Source organism: Pseudomonas sp. GQ91 (assembly GCF_059758795.1).
Genome location: NZ_JCAXED010000015.1, coordinates 131,629 through 149,188, shown reverse-complemented (window position 1 = coordinate 149,188; position 17,560 = coordinate 131,629). Strand labels below are relative to the sequence as shown.

General features: G+C 56.1%; 27 protein-coding genes. 5 read left to right on the top strand and 22 right to left on the bottom strand.

Translation table 11 applies throughout. The annotated features are described in order from the left end of the window. A partial coding sequence (locus AC6CIA_RS21805; protein WP_498315023.1) for a hypothetical protein occupies positions 1–198 on the top strand: 198 nt, incomplete at its 5' end. Positions 199–250: 52 nt separating this feature from the next. Here AC6CIA_RS21805 and AC6CIA_RS21800 read toward each other — a convergent pair. The 20 genes from AC6CIA_RS21800 to AC6CIA_RS21705 form a co-directional block, all read right to left on the bottom strand. Next, positions 251–1,447 (bottom strand): phage major capsid protein, encoded by a 1,197-nt coding sequence (locus AC6CIA_RS21800; protein ID WP_498315022.1) that lies wholly within the window; start codon positions 1,445–1,447, stop codon positions 251–253. A gap of 70 nt (positions 1,448–1,517) precedes the next feature. Beyond that, the gene (locus AC6CIA_RS21795) at positions 1,518–2,381 is read right to left on the bottom strand and encodes a head maturation protease, ClpP-related (protein WP_498315020.1); all 864 of its coding nucleotides are present in this window, start codon (positions 2,379–2,381) and stop codon (positions 1,518–1,520) included. A 2-nt stretch (positions 2,382–2,383) separates the two neighbouring features. Further along, entirely contained in the window at positions 2,384–3,685 is a 1,302-nt protein-coding gene (locus tag AC6CIA_RS21790) for a phage portal protein (RefSeq protein ID WP_498315018.1), read from the bottom strand. Positions 3,686–3,835: 150 nt separating this feature from the next. Then, positions 3,836–5,524 carry a terminase large subunit gene (locus AC6CIA_RS21785; protein WP_498315016.1) on the bottom strand — a complete coding sequence of 563 codons (1,689 nt, stop codon included), beginning with the start codon at positions 5,522–5,524 and terminating at the stop codon, positions 3,836–3,838. Further along, the gene (locus AC6CIA_RS21780; protein WP_498315014.1) at positions 5,525–6,013 is read right to left on the bottom strand and encodes a terminase small subunit; all 489 of its coding nucleotides are present in this window, start codon (positions 6,011–6,013) and stop codon (positions 5,525–5,527) included. 153 nt (positions 6,014–6,166) lie between these two features. Beyond that, entirely contained in the window at positions 6,167–6,463 is a 297-nt protein-coding gene (locus AC6CIA_RS21775) for an HNH endonuclease (RefSeq protein ID WP_498315030.1), read from the bottom strand. Positions 6,464–6,659: 196 nt separating this feature from the next. Beyond that, on the bottom strand, positions 6,660–6,977 hold the full coding sequence (locus tag AC6CIA_RS21770) for a hypothetical protein (RefSeq protein WP_498315012.1): 318 nt from the start codon (positions 6,975–6,977) through the stop codon (positions 6,660–6,662). After that, positions 6,977–7,348, bottom strand: a complete 372-nt coding sequence (locus AC6CIA_RS21765; protein WP_167418559.1) for a chemotaxis protein — start codon at positions 7,346–7,348, stop codon at positions 6,977–6,979. The genes AC6CIA_RS21770 and AC6CIA_RS21765 overlap by 1 nt, the downstream gene beginning before the upstream one ends. Positions 7,349–7,415: 67 nt before the next feature. Beyond that, entirely contained in the window at positions 7,416–7,754 is a 339-nt protein-coding gene (locus AC6CIA_RS21760) for a hypothetical protein (RefSeq protein ID WP_498315010.1), read from the bottom strand. After that, the gene (locus tag AC6CIA_RS21755) at positions 7,751–7,951 is read right to left on the bottom strand and encodes a hypothetical protein (RefSeq protein WP_498315009.1); all 201 of its coding nucleotides are present in this window, start codon (positions 7,949–7,951) and stop codon (positions 7,751–7,753) included. The genes AC6CIA_RS21760 and AC6CIA_RS21755 overlap by 4 nt, the downstream gene beginning before the upstream one ends. A 139-nt stretch (positions 7,952–8,090) precedes the next feature. Beyond that, positions 8,091–8,468, bottom strand: a complete 378-nt coding sequence (locus AC6CIA_RS21750) for an antiterminator Q family protein (RefSeq protein WP_498315007.1) — start codon at positions 8,466–8,468, stop codon at positions 8,091–8,093. A gap of 3 nt (positions 8,469–8,471) precedes the next feature. Next, a complete protein-coding gene (locus tag AC6CIA_RS21745) occupies positions 8,472–8,786 on the bottom strand; it encodes a hypothetical protein (RefSeq protein ID WP_498315005.1) in 315 nt (104 codons plus the stop codon). Next, on the bottom strand, positions 8,783–9,091 hold the full coding sequence (locus AC6CIA_RS21740; protein ID WP_498315003.1) for a hypothetical protein: 309 nt from the start codon (positions 9,089–9,091) through the stop codon (positions 8,783–8,785). Before AC6CIA_RS21740 ends, AC6CIA_RS21745 begins: the two co-directional genes overlap by 4 nt. Positions 9,092–9,093: 2 nt before the next feature. Next, positions 9,094–10,374 carry a tyrosine-type recombinase/integrase gene (locus AC6CIA_RS21735; protein ID WP_498315001.1) on the bottom strand — a complete coding sequence of 427 codons (1,281 nt, stop codon included), beginning with the start codon at positions 10,372–10,374 and terminating at the stop codon, positions 9,094–9,096. Continuing rightward, complete coding sequence (locus AC6CIA_RS21730) at positions 10,371–10,715, bottom strand: Lar family restriction alleviation protein (protein WP_498314999.1); 345 nt, start codon at positions 10,713–10,715, stop codon at positions 10,371–10,373. Before AC6CIA_RS21730 ends, AC6CIA_RS21735 begins: the two co-directional genes overlap by 4 nt. After that, the gene (locus AC6CIA_RS21725; protein WP_498314997.1) at positions 10,712–11,140 is read right to left on the bottom strand and encodes a VRR-NUC domain-containing protein; all 429 of its coding nucleotides are present in this window, start codon (positions 11,138–11,140) and stop codon (positions 10,712–10,714) included. Before AC6CIA_RS21725 ends, AC6CIA_RS21730 begins: the two co-directional genes overlap by 4 nt. Beyond that, entirely contained in the window at positions 11,140–11,436 is a 297-nt protein-coding gene (locus AC6CIA_RS21720; protein WP_498314995.1) for a DUF1364 domain-containing protein, read from the bottom strand. The genes AC6CIA_RS21725 and AC6CIA_RS21720 overlap by 1 nt, the downstream gene beginning before the upstream one ends. After that, the gene (locus tag AC6CIA_RS21715) at positions 11,433–12,116 is read right to left on the bottom strand and encodes a replication protein P (RefSeq protein ID WP_498314993.1); all 684 of its coding nucleotides are present in this window, start codon (positions 12,114–12,116) and stop codon (positions 11,433–11,435) included. Before AC6CIA_RS21715 ends, AC6CIA_RS21720 begins: the two co-directional genes overlap by 4 nt. Beyond that, positions 12,116–12,868: a DnaT-like ssDNA-binding domain-containing protein gene (locus AC6CIA_RS21710; RefSeq protein WP_498314991.1), complete on the bottom strand. Its 753-nt coding sequence runs from the start codon at positions 12,866–12,868 to the stop codon at positions 12,116–12,118. The genes AC6CIA_RS21715 and AC6CIA_RS21710 overlap by 1 nt, the downstream gene beginning before the upstream one ends. Beyond that, positions 12,868–13,608 carry a phage antirepressor KilAC domain-containing protein gene (locus AC6CIA_RS21705; RefSeq protein ID WP_498314989.1) on the bottom strand — a complete coding sequence of 247 codons (741 nt, stop codon included), beginning with the start codon at positions 13,606–13,608 and terminating at the stop codon, positions 12,868–12,870. Before AC6CIA_RS21705 ends, AC6CIA_RS21710 begins: the two co-directional genes overlap by 1 nt. 145 nt (positions 13,609–13,753) lie before the next feature. On the opposite strand from AC6CIA_RS21705, the gene AC6CIA_RS21700 reads away from it, so the two are divergent. After that, positions 13,754–14,161 carry a hypothetical protein gene (locus AC6CIA_RS21700; RefSeq protein WP_498314987.1) on the top strand — a complete coding sequence of 136 codons (408 nt, stop codon included), beginning with the start codon at positions 13,754–13,756 and terminating at the stop codon, positions 14,159–14,161. Positions 14,162–14,318: 157 nt separating this feature from the next. Here the strand turns inward: AC6CIA_RS21700 and AC6CIA_RS21695 are convergent, their stop codons facing one another. Further along, the gene (locus AC6CIA_RS21695) at positions 14,319–14,576 is read right to left on the bottom strand and encodes a helix-turn-helix domain-containing protein (RefSeq protein ID WP_498314985.1); all 258 of its coding nucleotides are present in this window, start codon (positions 14,574–14,576) and stop codon (positions 14,319–14,321) included. Positions 14,577–14,614: 38 nt separating this feature from the next. Between AC6CIA_RS21695 and AC6CIA_RS21690 the strand changes: the two genes are divergently transcribed. The 3 genes from AC6CIA_RS21690 (at position 14,615) to AC6CIA_RS21680 (ending at position 16,569) form a co-directional block, all read left to right on the top strand. Further along, positions 14,615–15,520 carry an XRE family transcriptional regulator gene (locus AC6CIA_RS21690; protein ID WP_498314983.1) on the top strand — a complete coding sequence of 302 codons (906 nt, stop codon included), beginning with the start codon at positions 14,615–14,617 and terminating at the stop codon, positions 15,518–15,520. 67 nt (positions 15,521–15,587) lie between these two features. Next, entirely contained in the window at positions 15,588–15,953 is a 366-nt protein-coding gene (locus AC6CIA_RS21685) for a hypothetical protein (protein WP_498314981.1), read from the top strand. A 202-nt stretch (positions 15,954–16,155) separates the two neighbouring features. Beyond that, the gene (locus AC6CIA_RS21680) at positions 16,156–16,569 is read left to right on the top strand and encodes a hypothetical protein (RefSeq protein WP_498314979.1); all 414 of its coding nucleotides are present in this window, start codon (positions 16,156–16,158) and stop codon (positions 16,567–16,569) included. Positions 16,570–16,623: 54 nt separating this feature from the next. Here the strand turns inward: AC6CIA_RS21680 and AC6CIA_RS21675 are convergent, their stop codons facing one another. Then, entirely contained in the window at positions 16,624–16,935 is a 312-nt protein-coding gene (locus AC6CIA_RS21675; protein ID WP_498314977.1) for a DUF1654 domain-containing protein, read from the bottom strand. Between the last annotated feature and the right edge of the window lie 625 nt (positions 16,936–17,560).

Genomic DNA, 17,560 nt, shown 5'->3' with positions numbered 1-17,560 from the left:
CGTCAGCAGCGTCAGCAGCGTCAGCAGCGTCAGCAGCGTCAGCAGCGTCAGCAGCGTCAGCAGCAAAAGGCTGGGCGGCCGCCACCTGGCTGGCAACAACTTCTTGGTCAGCAGCCAGTTTATTTCCCGGCTCAGCTTGTTGCTGAGTTGCTGGAGGCAAAGCGGCAGTTACCTCGTTTTTTTTTGCTCGACTCATAACAATTCTCCAATCGGTTCAGGCCTTCCCTGAAAGACCTGAACCGGCAGTAAGTTAAGGAGCGGCAACCAGAGGGCCGGTCACGAAAGCCTCAGGACGATAGACCGCGAAGGCCAGGCGTTCTTCGGCACGGATGGTGACCATGTTGTTCTCGAAATCCTTGTCGTTTTCGGTCGAGACCAAAACCTCGATACCCATGCGATCAAAGATCTGAGCAGCCAAGCTGAAAGCGCCGGTGAGAAACTGCCCCTGGACAATTGCCTGAGTCTCAACCACTGGCAGATTCCACAGGCGTGGCGAGGTGCCTTCCTGAGGTTTGCCGATGATGTAGCGGTTTTCGCCATCTTTGAGCAGCTCAATTGCCGCCCAGTCAATTGGGTTGAGCACAATGCCCGTAGATGGGAACTCAGCCAGGGTGGCTTGCAGTAAAGCCAGGCGAATGCGGTCAATACGCTGCTCAGCATCGACGGTGATGCCTGCCGGCGTTACATATGCCTGGGCCTGAGGGATGATTCCATGCAGGTTATTGCCAGTACCGTTGCCGTAAAGCAGTTGAGCTTCTTCAGCCAGCAACAGACCGTAACGAGCGCGCGCATCGATGTAGCTTTGCAAGGCGGCGGCGTCATCAAGAATCTGCCGACTGCCTTTGAACAGGTGAGCAATAGTGCGCACGTTCGCATTTTCGAGACCAAAGGTCAGTTCGCTGTAAGGCTTGGCCAAGCCTTCGCCAACGATGGCAGCATTGTTGGTGAAGCCCGTCTCGCGAACGTATTCAACGGCGTTTGCACCAGTAGTGCCCGGCGCAACCAGGTCACGAATGGTGAGTCGACGCTGGGGAGCCAAAATCACACCAACCCGTTCAGCAGGAACAAGAGCCCCGCCGGACGCTGGTGCCGAAGTAATTGCTGCGCGCGGCACCTCGACACGTCGAGAGCCACGGAAGGAACTGCTTACGCCCTCCTCCTGCATTTTGGCAGCAACCATCTGGCCCGCGGACTGCTGAGTCTCTGGCTCGTGCGGCTTGCCTGCATTGACCAGTTTCTGCTCGGCATCCTGCATACGAGCCTGCAACTCACCTTGCTTGGTCAGCAGCTCATCAACCTTGGCACGGGTTTCGGCCTGCATCTCGCCGGAGGCTTTGATTTCCTTCTCGGTGCGCTCCGCGTAAGTCTTGATCTGATCGCCTACGGCTTTCAGATCGGTCTGGGTTTGCTTCTGAGAAGCTTCGATTTGGGACAGATCTACTGGCATGGTTTGTTTCCTTCAGAAATGAAAAAACCGCCACTTGGGCGGTTACTAATCGGGTTGCGTATTCAGTCGTCTAGCGAATGGGAATGAGATTTCGAAGTGCAGACGCCTGGGTTGCGGTTTCTTCAAACGCGGATACATCAAGGGCAGCGCGAGGCGTACCCGGCACGACAGCGCGAAGCGTATCGCCGCCAGCAGCGCTAGGCATGCCGGTCTTGATTTCGGAAATTAGTTTTCGCCGCTCGCTACGAGGCATGCCTGACTTGGCCAAAGCCGCATCCAGCTTGCGAGCAGCCTGCGCTTGAGCCTGGGACTCATCCGTTGTTTCTTTGACTTCTGCGGGTGAAATCAACCCAGTGGCAAAGCCCTTTTCCAGAGCAGTGGAGCCATTCAGGTAGGTCTCGGCATCGAGCATTTTCTCGATGTCCTTCTCATCCTGACCGCTCGTATCGGCATACACACCGATCATCGCTTGATCGAACTCCTCCATTGTGTCGGCAAGCTCGCGGATCGCGTGGCGGTTACCGGCGAAGTAAGTCCAGCAGTTGTGGATCATCAAGAAAGCACTCTTGGCGATTTCCCGCTTGGCACCAGCCATGGCGACCACCGAAGCGGCAGAAGCTGCAAGCCCCAGCACCTTGGTGGTGACCTCCTGAGAATGCTCCATCAGGCGGTTGTAGATCGCGACACCCTCAAACATATCGCCACCTGGCGAGTTGATGTAGACGGTGACCGGGTTGTCGCCAATGGCGCGAAGCGCCGCATCGACACGCTTAACTGTGTTGCCCTCCCCCCGCCAGTCTTCACCAATAATGCCGTAAATGGTGATGGTATCGGCGTCAGCCTCAAGAGCCGCTTGAATGCCTGGGTTCCACAGTTCAAGCGCCCGCGGCGTAATCTCACAACGCATGCTGTTCGCCTTGATGTCTTTCGGCATGTTTACTCCTCGCTCTGGCCGAGCCAGCTTTTTAAGGCGGCCTGCGCGGCCTGGCCATCGGTTTTATTGCCGAGTTGATCAATCGGCGCCAAGTTGGTCTGCACCGTGAGTACGGCGGCGTTTCCGCCGTGGCGAGGCAGGTTCTCTTTGACCCTGCATTCGTCTCGGGTCATTACGCCGTTTTGGGTCATCTTGCTGTACCACTCAGCCCTCCCTGCACTGTCAGCCTTCAGGAATGCCTCCAGCGCATACTCTGAGTAATAGGTGCGGCGCTCGACTGGTGTCAGCAGGCGCTTGTTGATGCATTGCTGAATTTGGTTGGTGACCGAACTGATGCTGAACGTGAGGAAGGCGATCATCTGCTGTTCAAGGCCGGTGCCCCAATTGCTACCCGAATCAGTCTTGCCAACCATCCAGGGCGGAACCCCAAACCAGCGACAGATTTCCTCAGTGCTGTAGGCCCTCGACTCCAGGAGCTGTGCATCCACAGGATTGATGCCGATCGTTTCTGGCGTGATGCCCTGCTCAAGTACGGGCGATCTACCAGCGTTTAGGGCGCCAGACACCTGCTTGACGTAGTCGCGAAACTCTTCGCGTTGCTCAGGCTTCAATGTTCGATCAATCTTGAAAGCTACTGCAGGAAGCAAACCGTTCTTAAAGGTGCCGTTGGCAGCATCATCAGCAGACATTGCAGAGCCGAACACATCAGCACCGTATCGAATTGCCGAAAGACCAACCCGGCCGTCAAGGCTAAATGCTGGAATGTGCAGCATATCGGCACGCTCTATTTTACGGCGCGGCCCTTTGCGCGGTGTATACCAATACTCAATTCTGCCTTCGCCATCCAGATCCAAATCGACCCGCGAGGGCAACAGGAAGTCCAGAGCTACTACTCGGCCACCAATTCGCAGAATCTCTGCAAAGGCATTCCCACGCAGCAGCATTGCCGAAACCATGGCCTGCCAAAACTGGAACGCCGTCATATCCTCGTTGGGACTGTTATGAATAACGTCATATATGGCGAAGTCGCGGGCGTCCTTTCTCCCGCCATCACCATCCCGCTGATACACCCCCAGAGGGAGACCAGCAACAGAGGTAGAGATAATACGAACGCACGCCCAAACAGCAGATAGGTGCATCGCGTTATCGACAGTTACTGTCTTGCCAGAACTGGACTGCCCCCCAAGGAACTGCCCCCAGAAGCCGCCATCCGTCAATTTGATCGTCTTGCCGATCCAGTCAGTGACCGAGGCGCTCGGCTTTCGCGCTGCGCTTCCAATGACTGAAGAAAGAGACTTAGCCATCTGTTAGCCCCTTGCGCACGAAACCCGCGATGAGAAGCAAGGACACCGATCCTGCCAGCAGTGACCAGCCTAAGCCGGCAAGAACGTAGACCCCCGCAACAGCCAGGGCGAACCCGCACAGTGCGGCGAAAACAAATACGTGCAATGGATTCATACGATTATCGGATTCCGAATGGCAGCCATGAAATCGTCATTGCCCCGGCCTTCAGGGTTCAGAGATATCAGGGTCACGGCGTTAAATAGAGCCATCAAGGGGTCGATCTTGGCCGACCCGCTGGCTTGCTTGGTGATCAGGATGGAGTTGGCCCTGGGCTCAACCTTTGCGTTACTCACGCACCAGGCCATCATTGCCTGGCCCCCGTGCTTCATACCGCCCTCGGCCAGCTTGCGTTCTGCGGTCTTGATCGCCCCGCCGAGCTTCCAGCCTTGGCTGATCGCAACGATCTTTTCTGGAGGAATCTCGCGCTCAATCATTGCGTCATAAATCGCGCCAATACCGACTGGGTCACAGCCCACCTTGTCGAGGAGGCCGGATGCCTCTACCTGCTCCACCAGGTCAGCCACGTCCGCTACGTCATCGCCTATTCGTTCCGATAACGTCAGGTTCCCGTCCTTCTCGAAGTCTTTAAAACGCGGCGCTTCTGCTTTTCTTCGCTCAAGCACTGACGGGTGGGCCCAGGCATGGGTCCAGACCAGCCAGTCGCGGGTTCGCTTGTCACGCCCCACGGCAGCAAACCCAAGAAGGTCATCAAGGCCGCCGCCATCAATCCCTACCGCTATTACCTCGGACATCTCGATAAGTTTGTCCAGGGTCAAAACAGGAATAGCAGCGGCCGCCCAAAAGTCAGCGCCTGCCCAGCGGTCTGAACGCAGCGCAAGACCAATCTCGACGTTCAAGTGCTTAGACATAAACCCAAGCACCTCAGCCTCTCCTGCTTCCTCCGCTTTGCCCATCTCCCGAATCAGAAATTTTTCGCTGACCGAATACCCCATGTTTGGGTTGGTAACGTAAAAGTTTTCCGGTAACCGATGGGTTTCGGCATCGAGCATCCGTTTCGGAAACTCGTAAATGATCGGAAGAAAGTTCGGATCAACAATAGTGCCGTCGCGAACTCCCCGGGCATACATCAGCTTTTCACGAAACACACCCGCCGGCGGCTGGTCCGACTGAGTCGTGAGATAAATCACGAACCCTTCTGGCCGAGAAGCCAATCCACCAGTCGCTTCTCGAAGCATGTTCGCTGCGTGCGGGTTCTTGCCGAACAGGTGCAATTCGTCGACCAGAACAACAGCGGCCTTCTTTCCGCCAACTGTGTTCTGGTCAGCAGCGACTACCTTCAAGGTCGCTCCCGATTCGCGGTGCGTGATCGTTCTAACATGGTCCTGAACATGCAGCAGCGCGCTCAACTCCTCGTCGTGCTTGACCATATCCCGGGCTGGGGCATACGCATTATTTGCCACCTCAATGGTGGGTGCCAAAATGATGAACTCTGCGGACTGCCGCCAATTACGGATCAATACGGTCAGCATGATTGCAGCGGCAATCGTGCTTTTAGCGTTCTTCTTGCTGATGAGCAGGAAGAACTCCTTTATTAGACGCTCCCCGGTATCCGCGTTGTATGCACCGAAAATGGCGCTTCCTAAATCATCAATCCATGGGGCACATGACTCACTGATCAGCGGGCTACCTGGAGCATCCACAATGCGAAGGTCGCCCATGACCTGCATGCACGCCCGGGCTTCGTCAGGAAACAGTGGCGCAAAAGGCACGAGCGACTGGCGATTTACAATCTTCGTTTCCCAATCTGGGCAACTGGTACTCCAGACGGGCTCGCTCATTTATTTCACCGATCTCAGTTGAGGTGGTGCGGCAGCACCAAACTTACCCTTGCTCGCCGATTTCGCGGCCTGGTCCTTTTCTTCCTTCTTGCCGCCCTCGCCTTTGCGCTGATGTACGAAAGGCATCAAGGCTTTAGCGGCATCAACTCTCAACTTCGGCTCAGTGCTGAAGTCGTTCATGGTGGCCAACAAGAAATCTTTCGGGTCGGAAAATGACAGCACCCTGGCGGCATCAAATGAGAACGCTTCGGCGCTCTCATCCAGATCAAGGGGTGCCTGCCTGGGCACCTGAGCGGGTGCCCCACCATTAACATTCTTGTTAACGGGGGCGTCTGCCAATGCAGCCATTACCATTGGATGCTTTGCCAGTCTCGATCCTGCGACCGAAGCGCTGGAAGCTGCGTATCCTGCGGCTATTGCCGCGTCACGATTGGACGCACCTCTCCTAACAGCCTCGACAAATGCGCGCTGTTTGGTTGTTAACGCCATTAACAAAAAACCTGTGAGGGGGAAAAAATCTCTACATGAGGTTGGGGGCGGTGTCCTGTGTGAAAGGCTCTACGGTTTTGACCCGCCCCATGGGGTACTGGCGTGCCACAACAGGTCAAACGACATTGATTCTCATTGGTGAGACTCAAGCAGTCAACCCGTGCGACCTGAGCCCTCTGCCGACTCAGAAGCAGTCTTCAACTTGTGGCAGGGGATGCAGAGGGCCTGGAGGTTCGCGTCATCATCTGAACCACCCTTTGCCCGGTTGACGATGTGATCAACCTCAAGTTCCTGCGTGATAAGGCCGCAGGCCTGGCATGTGTAGTTGTCACGCAGAAGAATCGCCGCACGGATACGCCGCCACGGGCGACCACCGCGACCAGATCCCCAGCCGGCAGCCGCTTCAGGTGCAACAGGCAAAGCGAAGGGCCTGCTTTCTGCCGCGCACATGCGCGGCTTAATGGTAGACAGCCTGCCCATCACTCCACCTCAATCGTGAACCCGTAGCGCACCAGCCAATCAATGAAGCCAGAATCGATCTCGTTCCTACCAGTGAACCAGTACCACACCACCGCACAGCTGATTAGTGGCATAACCCACCAACTGAGCCTGGTCTTCAGCGTTAAATTGATCTGAGCCATAGCCATTATTGAATCGCTCGGTTGAGAGCTTCATCCGCCTTGTCTGCAGCCTTGGCCGCGGTGGTTGCCGCCTTCGTTGCCTTGTCGGCAGCGGTGCCAGTCTTGCGAGTTAGCTCGTCCAACAGTCGGTCACGCTCAGTCATTGCCGTGTCGTAAGCTTTGCGAATGTCCTGCACCTGATTGCTCTGTTTCTCAGCAAGAGACCAGTAGGCAGCCTGGTAGCCGAGGACCGCACCACCGCCGACCAGCACGACCGCAATAGCCCAGACCTCGGCCCGCCTCCACCACCGACGGGCGATGAATTCCAGTGCACATCTTTCCATCAGGCGATACCTCCAAGCTTGGTGCGCAGGCGATGGATCTCTTCGCTCTGCAGCGTGACGCGCTCGGTAAGCTGGCCTACCTGGCTGGTGAGTGCTTCAATCTTGCCTTCCATTCGCCCTACCGCGGCGGCAAGGTCGTTTCGTTCTTTTGCGAACTGATCGGCGCGGGCCTCAGCTTCTTTGCGAGCGGCGCGCTCCTGATTCAGTAGCTCGTTGAGCCGGCGCAGAGTGCCGATATCGGCGTTGTCCATGGCCCGATCTGTTGCATCCTTCGAGAGGAACTTGCGGAGCCAGAGCAGACCGCCAAGCACGACGGTGGCGCTACCGCCCAGCCAGGTAGCTGTGCCCGGGCCGAGATCAGTAGGATCCATCCGATACTCCAGAAACGAAAAAGCCCCGCACGGTGGCGGGGCTTGATAAGAAATTTAATCTAGCGTGTTAAATAACCTCTTTTCCCTTAACAGGACCTGAAGGTTTACCAGGCTTAGCCGGAGACAACTGACCCGTTGCAGCCGACCGAGTCACAATCTTCCCAGAAGCAGATCGCTCGCGCATCGCGTCGATGTTAATCCAAACGCCTTTGTGCGTACGCGCCGCAGCTGCATTACTCTTCAGCCCTGAGGCCTGAACAGACGTAGCAAGGATCGCTGAAGCGGCGGCAGTGTCAACAGGAGAAAACCGCTGCGACTTCTTGGTAGTGGTACGTCCGCGCTTAATAGCAAACCCTATGAGGAGCGCGATACCTACAACCCATAGAGCCATGATGGTCAGAGTCATACTTCCTCCTCAAGCATTGCCACTACGTACGATACGATGATTACAAAAAGGCTAACAACCACCATTGCGGCGCCGGATCTGATCGTATCAACATCAATAGCTTCGCCGATAATCAGTGTCGTGAAGCCCGTAACCATAAAACCGGTGCCAATACACAACAATAGATTGGTAATCCACCGGATCGTTTTACCGTTCATCAACTTCCTTGATATCAATCGATCCAGTACTGGCGCCAATGTGCAAATCCAGTATAGCAAAAAGCCCAACTCCAGGGTCGGGCTTTGCTCGCGGAAAAACCGCAAAGTAACTGAAATCTATATATCATCCCCGGTCCTGTCAAGCAGCTTGGCGGCGAATATCCAAAGCCCCATCAATCCAGGCAATACCGGCCTTCCAGAGCCCTCGCGTCTTCTCTTCCCCGAACCCCATCTTCTTGCCCATTTTTTTACCAACCTCCTTGCCGACCTCCATCAGCGATGCATTCCGAGACGTGTAGTACTTCATCAGCACCTGGCCACATTCAGGGTAACGCTTGAGCAGACGCCCCATAAGTCCATCGATCAAGAGGGCGTCGTCATCGGTGATCATCGGCGACAGGATAGTGTTCTCGCGAGACGCGCAGCACGACACACCAGAGCCCAGGACGACCCAGCGGCCCCAATGTTCCAGCAGATCCTCGGCGGTACGTTCTTTAAAGCTCGGTGTGAAGGCCATAGCTCAATCCCCTGTGTAGTTGGTGCCGCCGGCGCCGCGGCGGTTGTTCTGTTCGTATTGTTCGTGAGCACCGCCGATAACGTGGCGAGCCCTGGCGATCTCAGTGAGCGCGTCTTTCAAGCGCGCATTCAGCACGGGCACCACATCGCTTAACGGTAGCGTCTGGAGCGTGTGACCGCAGACCCAGCCAGAGCCCAGGCAGTGATCGCACTCGAGGTAGTGGAAAAGCCCGAGTCGTTCGCCCTTCCCGAGACAGGCGTTGCATTCGACGATGAACTTAAGGTCGCGCCTCTGGAGCGATCCGCGTGACTTCTTCATTTGGCCTCCTGCAACTGAGCACGAAGCCCCGAGAGTTCGGCCTCAAGCCGGGCGCACCGCTCAACCATGCCCCCAAGTGCGCCTCGGCTGCGGTGAGCCTCTTCCATATGCCCGCGACTCATCGCCACCAGGGCCAGGAACGCATTGGGTGTTGCAGACTCATAGAATTCGATCAGCGCGCCTTGAGCCGAATACATCGAACACCTGTCGCCAATGATGTCCTCGATCTCGCAACCGCCCGCTTTCGCGACTTTGGCCAGCCGGACCAACTCGGGAAGCGGGGTAAAACGTACTTGATTCGACATTTTTAAACCTCGCCTATGGTTGATTCTTGAACGACCTTGCGGCCCTTGTGTTCCGTGGCTTCCAGCGGGTTACCGGAATCTCCGAATCTAACGCCCGTCAACCCGTGGATCAGGTCAAAACCCCGCTGATCTAGATGCGCGTGCCACTTCTCCAGAGCATCACGCTTGCGGCCCATCACGTCAGACTGGATGTACACCTTCACGTTGTGGCCCATGGCGTGGTTGATCAGCAGCTCACCGATCAGGTGGTCGATACCGATATCAGCCCAGCCAGTCCTGGCCACCTTGCGCAGGTCGTGGCTTGTCCACTCACCCTTGCCCAGGCGCGTGAACACGGCACTGGCTTGGCCTTCGCTCAGTGGCTTGCCGTTGCGAGCCGGGAACACATACTGGCCGTCGTAACCATTGACGTACTGCCAGTCACGGTAACGCTTCAGGATTTCGCACATCTGCTCGGTCAGCGGCAGGTGATGCTCGACGCCGGTCTTTGTGTGGTCGCCAGGGATAAACCACTCGCGCTCAGCCAGGCTGATGTGCGGCCACTGGGTCAACCGGCTCTCACCGATGCGAGTGCCATGGCACAGCATCAACAGGGCCAGCATGGCGTCACGCGGAGCCGAGACGAATACGTCGGCCAGCTGCTCGAGCAAGTCAGGAAGCTGGACCCCTCGCAGTCGAGACGGCTTGATCCCGACCTTGGCCTTGGAGAAGTCGCTGAATTTGATGCCGGCCATGGGGTTGGAGGCGATCAGGCCAAGCTTGAACGCCTGACGGAAGGCCAGGGCCAACAGCTGGAACACCAGGCGCACGTAATCGATGGACAAAGTCTCCTGCAGTGGCCACATCAACTGGCTGTCCAGTGTGGCCCTGTCGACTCCACTCAATGGCATGTCGCCCAGTCGCGGGATCAGGTGGCACTTGATAGCCGAGGCGCCGGTTTTCTTGCGCTTGCTCGACAGATTGCGATCGCGAGCCATGCGCTCGGCGTACCAGGACAGCAGCTCACCGACGGTGGCCCACTTCGACAGACTGGAACCCTCGCCCGCTTCCAGGCGCAGGCGAATGGCCGGGAGTGCCGCGACCACCTGCTTGGTGTTCAGGTCGGGGTAGCTGCCGATCAGGTTCCACTCGCGCTTTTGGACCAGGTACCAGGAAGCACGGTCGCGGGCCTTGGTAAAGCGCAGGTAAAGGCCGCGGTTGTCGGTGTCGCGTAGATCTCGCACAGAGCCGGCGGCCTGGCGCTTGATTTCGGCGTCGGTGATTTTTACGGCGGCGCTGCTCACTTCGATGCCCTCGGCCAAATGGTCAAACCACGCTCATCGCCGCTGTCATAGCAGGCACGCGCCTTTTTATGTCGGCTGTTCCAGCGCTCGATTGCGATCCGCATGACGTCAGCCACCTCGAGGTCGTAGATATCCTCGAACGTGCCGAGCGAGCATGTGTTGATGTTCGGCCCCTGAGCGCCGCAGTCATGGCACCAAACGTGCGCCTCGTATGCCTCGTCGAAGTCTTCGTTCTGCTTGCGCTCCTCGAACACCTCTTCCTGAGTAATCCAGTTGCGCGCAATGATGCATGGGGGCCCTTCACAGAACGGGCATGGGCTCATCTTGATTGGCTCGATCATGCTGCAGCCCTCGTTTGTGGTTGAAGCAGGTAGGCCCTGATCGCCTCAATGGCGTCGAAGTGCCCACGGCAGACAATGGCCAGGTAGCCCTGATCGGTCAGCGCCTGCAGGTATGCGTCTTGGGCCGGGGATACGGCAGCGTCAAAAGGCGGCTTGGCCTTGAATTCGATGTACAGGCCGAAGTACCCGCCGCGGGCCATCGGCAGCACCAAGTCGGGAACACCAGGCTTCACACCCTGCTCTTTCAGCTTGATCGCCACCAGCTTATGGCGGTGCCCACCGTTCGGAACGTGGTAGATCAGCTTCGCGGCGGCCGGATAGCGCAGACTCACCTCCCTTAACAGGGCAGACTGCTCCAGACCTTCCCGATCAATTGCCTTGGCGCGTTTCGACCCCTGACTGATCGGTTTCGTGGGAAATAGCATCAAAGCTTCACCCTCCCCTCACGAATCAAAATATCTTGAGTGCGCATGACACCCTCGGCGAGATACAGCCGGATCTCTTCTCGCGTGAGCTGCGCCGGCGCGCGAAGCCTCCCATCGGCGATGTCGTGGCAGTACCCGCACGCCCAGGCTGCTTGGAAATCATTAGGTTTCATTCCCATGCCGCAGGTACCGGCCAGTCGGTAATGTGCCAGGACGGTGGCGGAAGGCTCGCAGGAGCATCCGGGGAAGCGCACTTGGCAATCTCGGTCACGTGCGAAGTTGGTAAGCTTGCTCATCGGGCTCCCCCTGCAAGCTGGGCGCGCAGTTCAGCAATCGCGCCTCGCCCAATCTCGGGAGTGATTCGACCATCAGCCTTGGAGGGCAGCGCCTTGGGCATTGCCTGAAGCGGCAACCCATCAAGCAAGCGCCGAATAGTGATGGTGTAGTTCCGGTCAAACAGCTTGAGACTGAGCGCGGCATCAAGTTTGTTCAGGCTTTCGAAACCGCACTCTTTGGCTGTGTGCCACACTGCGTCATGGGACCATCTGCCCTGCCCCGCCATACCTGGATGCGCATTGCGCACCGCCTCCCGATGAGCGTCTTCCAGAGGCGGCAGACCAAGCATTTCCGGAGTAGGCTTGCACCACTCGATGAACTGGCCCGGGCTTGGGATGAAGTCGGAAACCTGCTTGCGAGCCCGGACCATGCCGAACTCAATTTGTCCCTGGGTGCGAATACCCTCGTCGAGGAAGGCCTGCATCCACTGAACCTTGGCAGCTCGGTAGGTCTCTTTGTCGGGCCAGGCTTGACGCCAAGCCGACCGGATTAATCGAAGCTCGGTGAAAAGGTCGTTGATGGCCACGGCCATCTGTTTGCGGCCTTCATCCTGAGGCGCTTGAATTTCGTCTGCAGGGATGAACTCCCCCGCCCTGGGATCGGCCCAGAGGCCCTGTGTCACTGTGGAGACTTGTTTCATTACGATTGCACCCCGTTCTGCCAGTCGATGTCGTCATCATCGAAATCCGATGCGGGGGCGGCCTTCTGGCGGATCGGCGTGACGTTGGAGGCGGCGCTGCGGGCCTTGTCGTTGTTCACCCACTTGACCAGCATACTCACCCACTCGGCCTGCGTGTTGACCTGGTGCTGGGGTTCGTAGTGACCAGTGAAGGCTACGCGAACTTCCTCGGTGAAGAGGTCCAGAGCCAGGCCGCGGTGAAACGCGTAAGTCGTCAGCAGCTTTTGGTCGGGTATCCAGTCGAGGGTCATCTCGCTGGGCATGCGAGGGTCGACCGGCTCAGGCGCAGAGAGAGGGTTTTTATCTTCTCTTCTCTTCTCTTCTCTAGCTAACGCATTAGTAACGCTGGCAGCGTTACTTTTACCGTTACTCGCCTTGTGGTTAGCGGCACGCTTTGCCCCTAGAGACCTGTTTTTAGCGGTCTTGCCATTGTGTCGATCAAAGTGCGGGAGGCTGATCACACCGTTGACCTCGATCATCCAGCCAACTGATTTCATGTGCTCGCAGAAATCAGTAACGCCGACGAGACGGTCGAGTAACTTTTTACTAACGCTCGGAGCGTTACCTTTTTCGGTTTGCTGATCGAACCAACCCCACACGCGCATCAGTTTTCCGATGACAGCATCCAGATCGATATCGGCCAGATCGGCAATCTGGCAGACCTCGGGCTTGTCCAGGGTGGTGAGTTCGAATTTGATCCAATCGCCAGCCATTACTTGACCTCCTGAAGAAGCTCGGCCAATCGAGCAAGGCCTTTTGGGGTTACGAGGGGTTGAAAAGCGGCACGGTCAGCGCCGGTTTCCTCATCTGGAGTAAGCGCTGTGACCTTGTGCACCAAATAGCCTCGGGTGATCTGGGGCTGGTATGCAGTCCAGCGCTTGGAACCGCCTCGTTGGAATATCCAGCGGCGTGCGCTCATCAACTGGAAGAGCTTCCCGGGCGGAACCTGGAGCTGTTTGGCTGCATCACTTATGCAAATGGCACCCCCGGCGGAGGCAAGACGCTTGATCGCGGCAACCTTCGGCGCCTGATCGAGGATCACCAGCCGGAGAGATTGGTTTTCCTTTGCCTGATCGGCTGCGGCTTGCAAGGCATCGGCATAGGTCGCGGGAATTAGGAACTGTTCAGCCCTCGCCTCCAGCTCCTGCCAGCGGTCAATGATCCTGGCGCGCAACTCGACGCTGTAGCCCGAGACCACCACCAGGGTGTCACGATGGGAAAGCAGAAACTCACGATAGACCTGGCCGTTCTGCGGGTGGACGTAGGGGGTGTCGTTTGAGGAAACGACACCCTTGGCGACCAGGCTACGCACTGTTTTAAGGACGTTGTCATGCGTGCTGCCGGTGAGTTCGGCGATCTCGCGGGAAGACATGGTGTGACATGACACCTTTGGAGAATCAGCAAAAGGTGTCACGACATGGCGGGTATTGCCTGGAACTGTGTTCATGTTCATAATGGCCCCACTGTGTTTTACAAGTTGTTGAAAGGACCGCCCTGCCAGGCGGTTTTTTTATGCCTGCGATTCAGGCGTTATGGGTGTCCGGCGCAGCCGTGGTAGCTTTTTGATTCCACACGAAAAGGCCTCGGAGGCCGGACAAATGAAAAAGAAGGAAATCAACTATCAATTGATGTTTGGAAAGGCGATAGACGACCAGGATGAGGTTGTGCGTGGCCTTCCAAGAACATGGGAAAGCTACGACTCTCGGGTGGTACGCCTGGCATTTGGCACATACAAACTTCAATGCTTTTGCGAGCGGTTGATCGTTCGCTACGAAAGTCCATGGATGGAGTTCAGCCCCCTTGAAGCAGGACGTCTGTACTTGCTCAACAAGCATCATTGGTCACCGCAGCATGTTCAGGAGTTGGGGCTTCCCGACCTTCTTCTGTTGCTTCATGAGGAACTGACAGAGATGAAGCTGAATCAGGAAGAGTGGAAACCTGTGCAAGAATGGGCTTCTCACATGAGCTGTTATCCCGCGCTCGCAAAATCAGCCCCCAATCCTTAACGACTGGCAGCACTCTTTCGACCGAAGGGTCCAGGAAAGAAACCCTGGGTCCTTTCGGTTTGAAGAAACGGGCTATCGCGTCAATCATCTCTATTCCCTTCCTATGTACTGTATGAATTAACAGCTACTCCAGAATCTCTAGCTGCCTTCCCCCGCTTCAGCAGAAAATGTTCCCATCGACTTCGGTCTTGTTCGGATTTGCTTCCGCCAACAGCCAGGACGCATCGAACGGCTTGCCTTTGGCGGCCGCCAGCGCAGAGATCCTTTCTGCGTATCGCGTCTCCCCGGTGTACTCGGTACGCGGCAGGCAGTCCGCAGTCAGCCACTTATAAACAGCGCGCGGAGACTTCCCGCACGCAAGGGCAACCACCGGAACGCCGCCGGCATCATCAATTGATTTCTTGAGCGGGCTCATGTGGCCTCCAAGTAAAATATGAACTTGCGGTACATGTTATGTCGGAACTGAAAGTACATGCAAGGGCATGCGATATTGAACCTATGGTTCAAATAGAAGAGTTACGTGCCGCTTTCGCCTCCCGCCTCAAAAAATCTGTTGCCGCAAAAGGCATCGATCAGTGGGGAGTAGGCGCACGGCTGTCGGAAATCGCTAAAGTCACTCCAAAAGCGGCGAGTAAATGGCTGAACGGCGAGGCGATGCCAGGCCCTGCCAAAATGAAAGCTATCGCTGAGGCGCTCGATGTGAGAATTGAGTGGTTGCAGCATGGGGCTGGCGATGAGCCGGGCCATTCCAGCTTACGTATAGCCAAAGACTCAGCTGGCGCAGATGCGCCATCCGCCGCCGATCTGGTGCGCGACATGCTTGAAAAACACGGAAAGGGTTTATCAAAAGAGGTGCGCCAACGCATTGCGTCCGCAGCAAATGAACCCGCGAGCAACGTGATCACCGTCGACTTCTCTCGCCCCGGCCAGGTCGGTGATGAGGTGTGGATCGCACACTACGACGTGCGCGCCGCGATGGGCGGCGGGCAGATCCCGCACGAATACCCGGAAATGCTTCAGGACATACGGGTCAGCCCGAAGCATCTGCGCGACCTCGGCCTCACGTTCAAAGAACACTTCCACCTGAAGATGATCACCGGGTGGGGCCAGTCTATGGCGCCGACGATCAAGGATCGTGACCCGCTGCTCGTGGACATCACGATCCGAGAGTTCACAGGCGACGGCATCTACCTCTTCTCCCACGACGACATGCTGTACGTGAAGCGCCTACAGAAGAAAGGTAAAGACCGCTTCAAGATGATCTCGGACAACAAGCACCATGATCCGGAAGACATACGAGTGGATGACACGCACATCCTGGCCCGAGTGCTTTACGTCTGGAACGGACAACCGGTATAGGTCTCGATTTCACCAAGTGATGACGAAGCAGGTAGGTTGAAAAACGGATTATGGAGGGAGCCTATAAATGAGTGGAAAGCCCGAGTCAAAGCCTAAACGCCTAACGATGTTTGCGGTAGATTCTGCGGACTTTGCAAGATTCCTTATAGCAAAAGGCGCGGACTTGGATGAACATTGCTCGGTTTGTCATGGGGAAGATTGGACTATCCTTTGTCCGGACGACGACGGACCAACGCTCCGCCTCGGCATGCCTGTGCGAAACAGGCCTGAAATGTTTTATCTCTCCACCTTTGGATATTTTTGTACCAACTGCGGTTATATGCGCACGCATCTGGCTTCAACCGTTCATGAATGGGTGGAAAAAAATCCAAGGCCTGACTCAGATTTGATCGACGACGATAACGATTCAGCTGGGGAATCCAGCGATGAGTAAGACGACGAACAAATTTGTAACAGCGAATGATATAAAATATCATTTCGAAACCTGCACCAATTTTTCGGGGATAAATCCAAAGTCGAGGCCCCTGACGGCAGACCATGTTGATGACAATAGACCTCGGACGAGTGATACTCGGCAAATGAATGACATAACGCGGGACGAGCTAAGGTCAACCCTATCCAGCATTGAAGACCGGATGGATAAGCGTATTGAGCGCATGGAAAGGGACGGCGAAAGGCGTTCAGAAGAGTATCGCAAAGAGCTTGCGTTGCGTGATGAGCAGCTGAAACGTGAATTCGATCTGAGACAAGAATCGTTTCGAAATGAACAGCTCGCTAGAGATGCAGCGTTGGCCGAAAAATTTTCAGGTTTTCTAGCAGCACAATCGGAACGCGATAAAGCGCTAGAAAAAGTGTCAGAATCGCGTTTTGACCGGATCGAAAAAGACGTAAGCTCCATCAAAGCAGACACGAAAAAAGTGGGTGAGGATGTCAATGGCATTAAGGTTACGATGGGTAAATATCTGGGCGGAGCGATTGTAATTGGAGCCATCGCTTCAGCATTGCTCGGAGTCGCTCTGAGGTACGTATTTACACTATCTGGCTCCTAGAGCCTTAATCACGTTGAATTGAAGCCCGCAAATATGCGGGCTTTTTCATACTTGTCAGAAAGGCGCCGCCTCTTCTTCTGGCTCAAACTCAACCTCTCCCCTTCCAGCCGCATCCACTTCTTGCTGTTCCCACCTCACCGTCACACTGCCATCGTCATTGAGCGTCAACTCAAGCTCGTCAGTTTCGGCGATCACACTCAATACCTCCTCCCACTCCCGATCCCCATCGGTATCCAGGCGATGAATCGTCACCCAGCGCTGCGCCTGCGCCACCGGGTGATTAATCATCGATGAGACGCGCAACCCTAGACGCATCATTCCGCTCATTTCTTCTCGTGCTACCTGTGTCGCCTGCTTATTAGCCATAAAATTACCTCCCACCTACATGCTGTATATCCGTACAGTTATGACCCGAGCATAGCGAACCGTAGGTTCAGCGTAAATGCCATTTCATCCTCCAGCCTCATCCCTCCAAAGCTGAACCACATAAAATTATGTACTTTTGGTACTTGACCAAATATGAACCTGTAGTTCATATTTACCCCATCGCAGCGACGCATAGCCACTGCGAACCGCTCTTTAACAGTTAAGGACCTTCGCAGATCGATCCCCGGCAACGGGCACAGCGCGAACAATAAATTCGATCTCCATGCCAGCTCTGGAACTGGATATCGCGGGAGAACCCGCCGACTCGACGCCGAGCGAATGTCAGCTGATCAGAAGCACAGGGTCAGCCACAGGAGCAGAGCCAAGAGGCGCACCAAGGTCGCCACCTACCAGATCCAAGATGAGGGTTTTCACTGGCAAGGCGTGGACGGGTGACACAACGGGTGCGAACTGGATTCAGTCCAGGTGGTAATCAAGGCGCACGATCAAAAGTAATCGCCCGGCCGGCAGTGGCGAGTAACACCGGCAGCAAGACCAGAGTCAAGAATTAGCGATCCCGATATCCTCGGCTGGGAACGCCGGACCTCATGCACCCTGCCCCACT

Excerpts from the sequence above, each read along its gene's own strand:
- AC6CIA_RS21685 (WP_498314981.1), top strand. The coding sequence starts at position 15,588 with ATGAGTGGAAAGCCCGAGTCAAAGCCTAAACGCCTAACGATGTTTGCG.
- AC6CIA_RS21710 (WP_498314991.1), bottom strand. The coding sequence starts at position 12,868 with ATGGCTGGCGATTGGATCAAATTCGAACTCACCACCCTGGACAAGCCC.
- AC6CIA_RS21800 (WP_498315022.1), bottom strand. The coding sequence starts at position 1,447 with ATGCCAGTAGATCTGTCCCAAATCGAAGCTTCTCAGAAGCAAACCCAG.
- AC6CIA_RS21740 (WP_498315003.1), bottom strand. The coding sequence starts at position 9,091 with ATGTCGAATCAAGTACGTTTTACCCCGCTTCCCGAGTTGGTCCGGCTG.
- AC6CIA_RS21760 (WP_498315010.1), bottom strand. The coding sequence starts at position 7,754 with ATGACTCTGACCATCATGGCTCTATGGGTTGTAGGTATCGCGCTCCTC.
- AC6CIA_RS21750 (WP_498315007.1), bottom strand. The coding sequence starts at position 8,468 with ATGGCCTTCACACCGAGCTTTAAAGAACGTACCGCCGAGGATCTGCTG.
- AC6CIA_RS21725 (WP_498314997.1), bottom strand. The coding sequence starts at position 11,140 with ATGCTATTTCCCACGAAACCGATCAGTCAGGGGTCGAAACGCGCCAAG.
- AC6CIA_RS21765 (WP_167418559.1), bottom strand. The coding sequence starts at position 7,348 with ATGGATCCTACTGATCTCGGCCCGGGCACAGCTACCTGGCTGGGCGGT.
- AC6CIA_RS21695 (WP_498314985.1), bottom strand. The coding sequence starts at position 14,576 with ATGAGCCCGCTCAAGAAATCAATTGATGATGCCGGCGGCGTTCCGGTG.
- AC6CIA_RS21780 (WP_498315014.1), bottom strand. The coding sequence starts at position 6,013 with ATGGCGTTAACAACCAAACAGCGCGCATTTGTCGAGGCTGTTAGGAGA.
- AC6CIA_RS21690 (WP_498314983.1), top strand. The coding sequence starts at position 14,615 with ATGTCGGAACTGAAAGTACATGCAAGGGCATGCGATATTGAACCTATG.
- AC6CIA_RS21745 (WP_498315005.1), bottom strand. The coding sequence starts at position 8,786 with ATGAAGAAGTCACGCGGATCGCTCCAGAGGCGCGACCTTAAGTTCATC.
- AC6CIA_RS21705 (WP_498314989.1), bottom strand. The coding sequence starts at position 13,608 with ATGAACATGAACACAGTTCCAGGCAATACCCGCCATGTCGTGACACCT.
- AC6CIA_RS21680 (WP_498314979.1), top strand. The coding sequence starts at position 16,156 with ATGGATAAGCGTATTGAGCGCATGGAAAGGGACGGCGAAAGGCGTTCA.
- AC6CIA_RS21795 (WP_498315020.1), bottom strand. The coding sequence starts at position 2,381 with ATGCCGAAAGACATCAAGGCGAACAGCATGCGTTGTGAGATTACGCCG.
- AC6CIA_RS21730 (WP_498314999.1), bottom strand. The coding sequence starts at position 10,715 with ATGATCGAGCCAATCAAGATGAGCCCATGCCCGTTCTGTGAAGGGCCC.
- AC6CIA_RS21785 (WP_498315016.1), bottom strand. The coding sequence starts at position 5,524 with ATGAGCGAGCCCGTCTGGAGTACCAGTTGCCCAGATTGGGAAACGAAG.
- AC6CIA_RS21790 (WP_498315018.1), bottom strand. The coding sequence starts at position 3,685 with ATGGCTAAGTCTCTTTCTTCAGTCATTGGAAGCGCAGCGCGAAAGCCG.
- AC6CIA_RS21675 (WP_498314977.1), bottom strand. The coding sequence starts at position 16,935 with ATGGCTAATAAGCAGGCGACACAGGTAGCACGAGAAGAAATGAGCGGA.
- AC6CIA_RS21755 (WP_498315009.1), bottom strand. The coding sequence starts at position 7,951 with ATGAACGGTAAAACGATCCGGTGGATTACCAATCTATTGTTGTGTATT.
- AC6CIA_RS21775 (WP_498315030.1), bottom strand. The coding sequence starts at position 6,463 with ATGTGCGCGGCAGAAAGCAGGCCCTTCGCTTTGCCTGTTGCACCTGAA.
- AC6CIA_RS21720 (WP_498314995.1), bottom strand. The coding sequence starts at position 11,436 with ATGAGCAAGCTTACCAACTTCGCACGTGACCGAGATTGCCAAGTGCGC.
- AC6CIA_RS21700 (WP_498314987.1), top strand. The coding sequence starts at position 13,754 with ATGAAAAAGAAGGAAATCAACTATCAATTGATGTTTGGAAAGGCGATA.
- AC6CIA_RS21715 (WP_498314993.1), bottom strand. The coding sequence starts at position 12,116 with ATGAAACAAGTCTCCACAGTGACACAGGGCCTCTGGGCCGATCCCAGG.
- AC6CIA_RS21770 (WP_498315012.1), bottom strand. The coding sequence starts at position 6,977 with ATGGAAAGATGTGCACTGGAATTCATCGCCCGTCGGTGGTGGAGGCGG.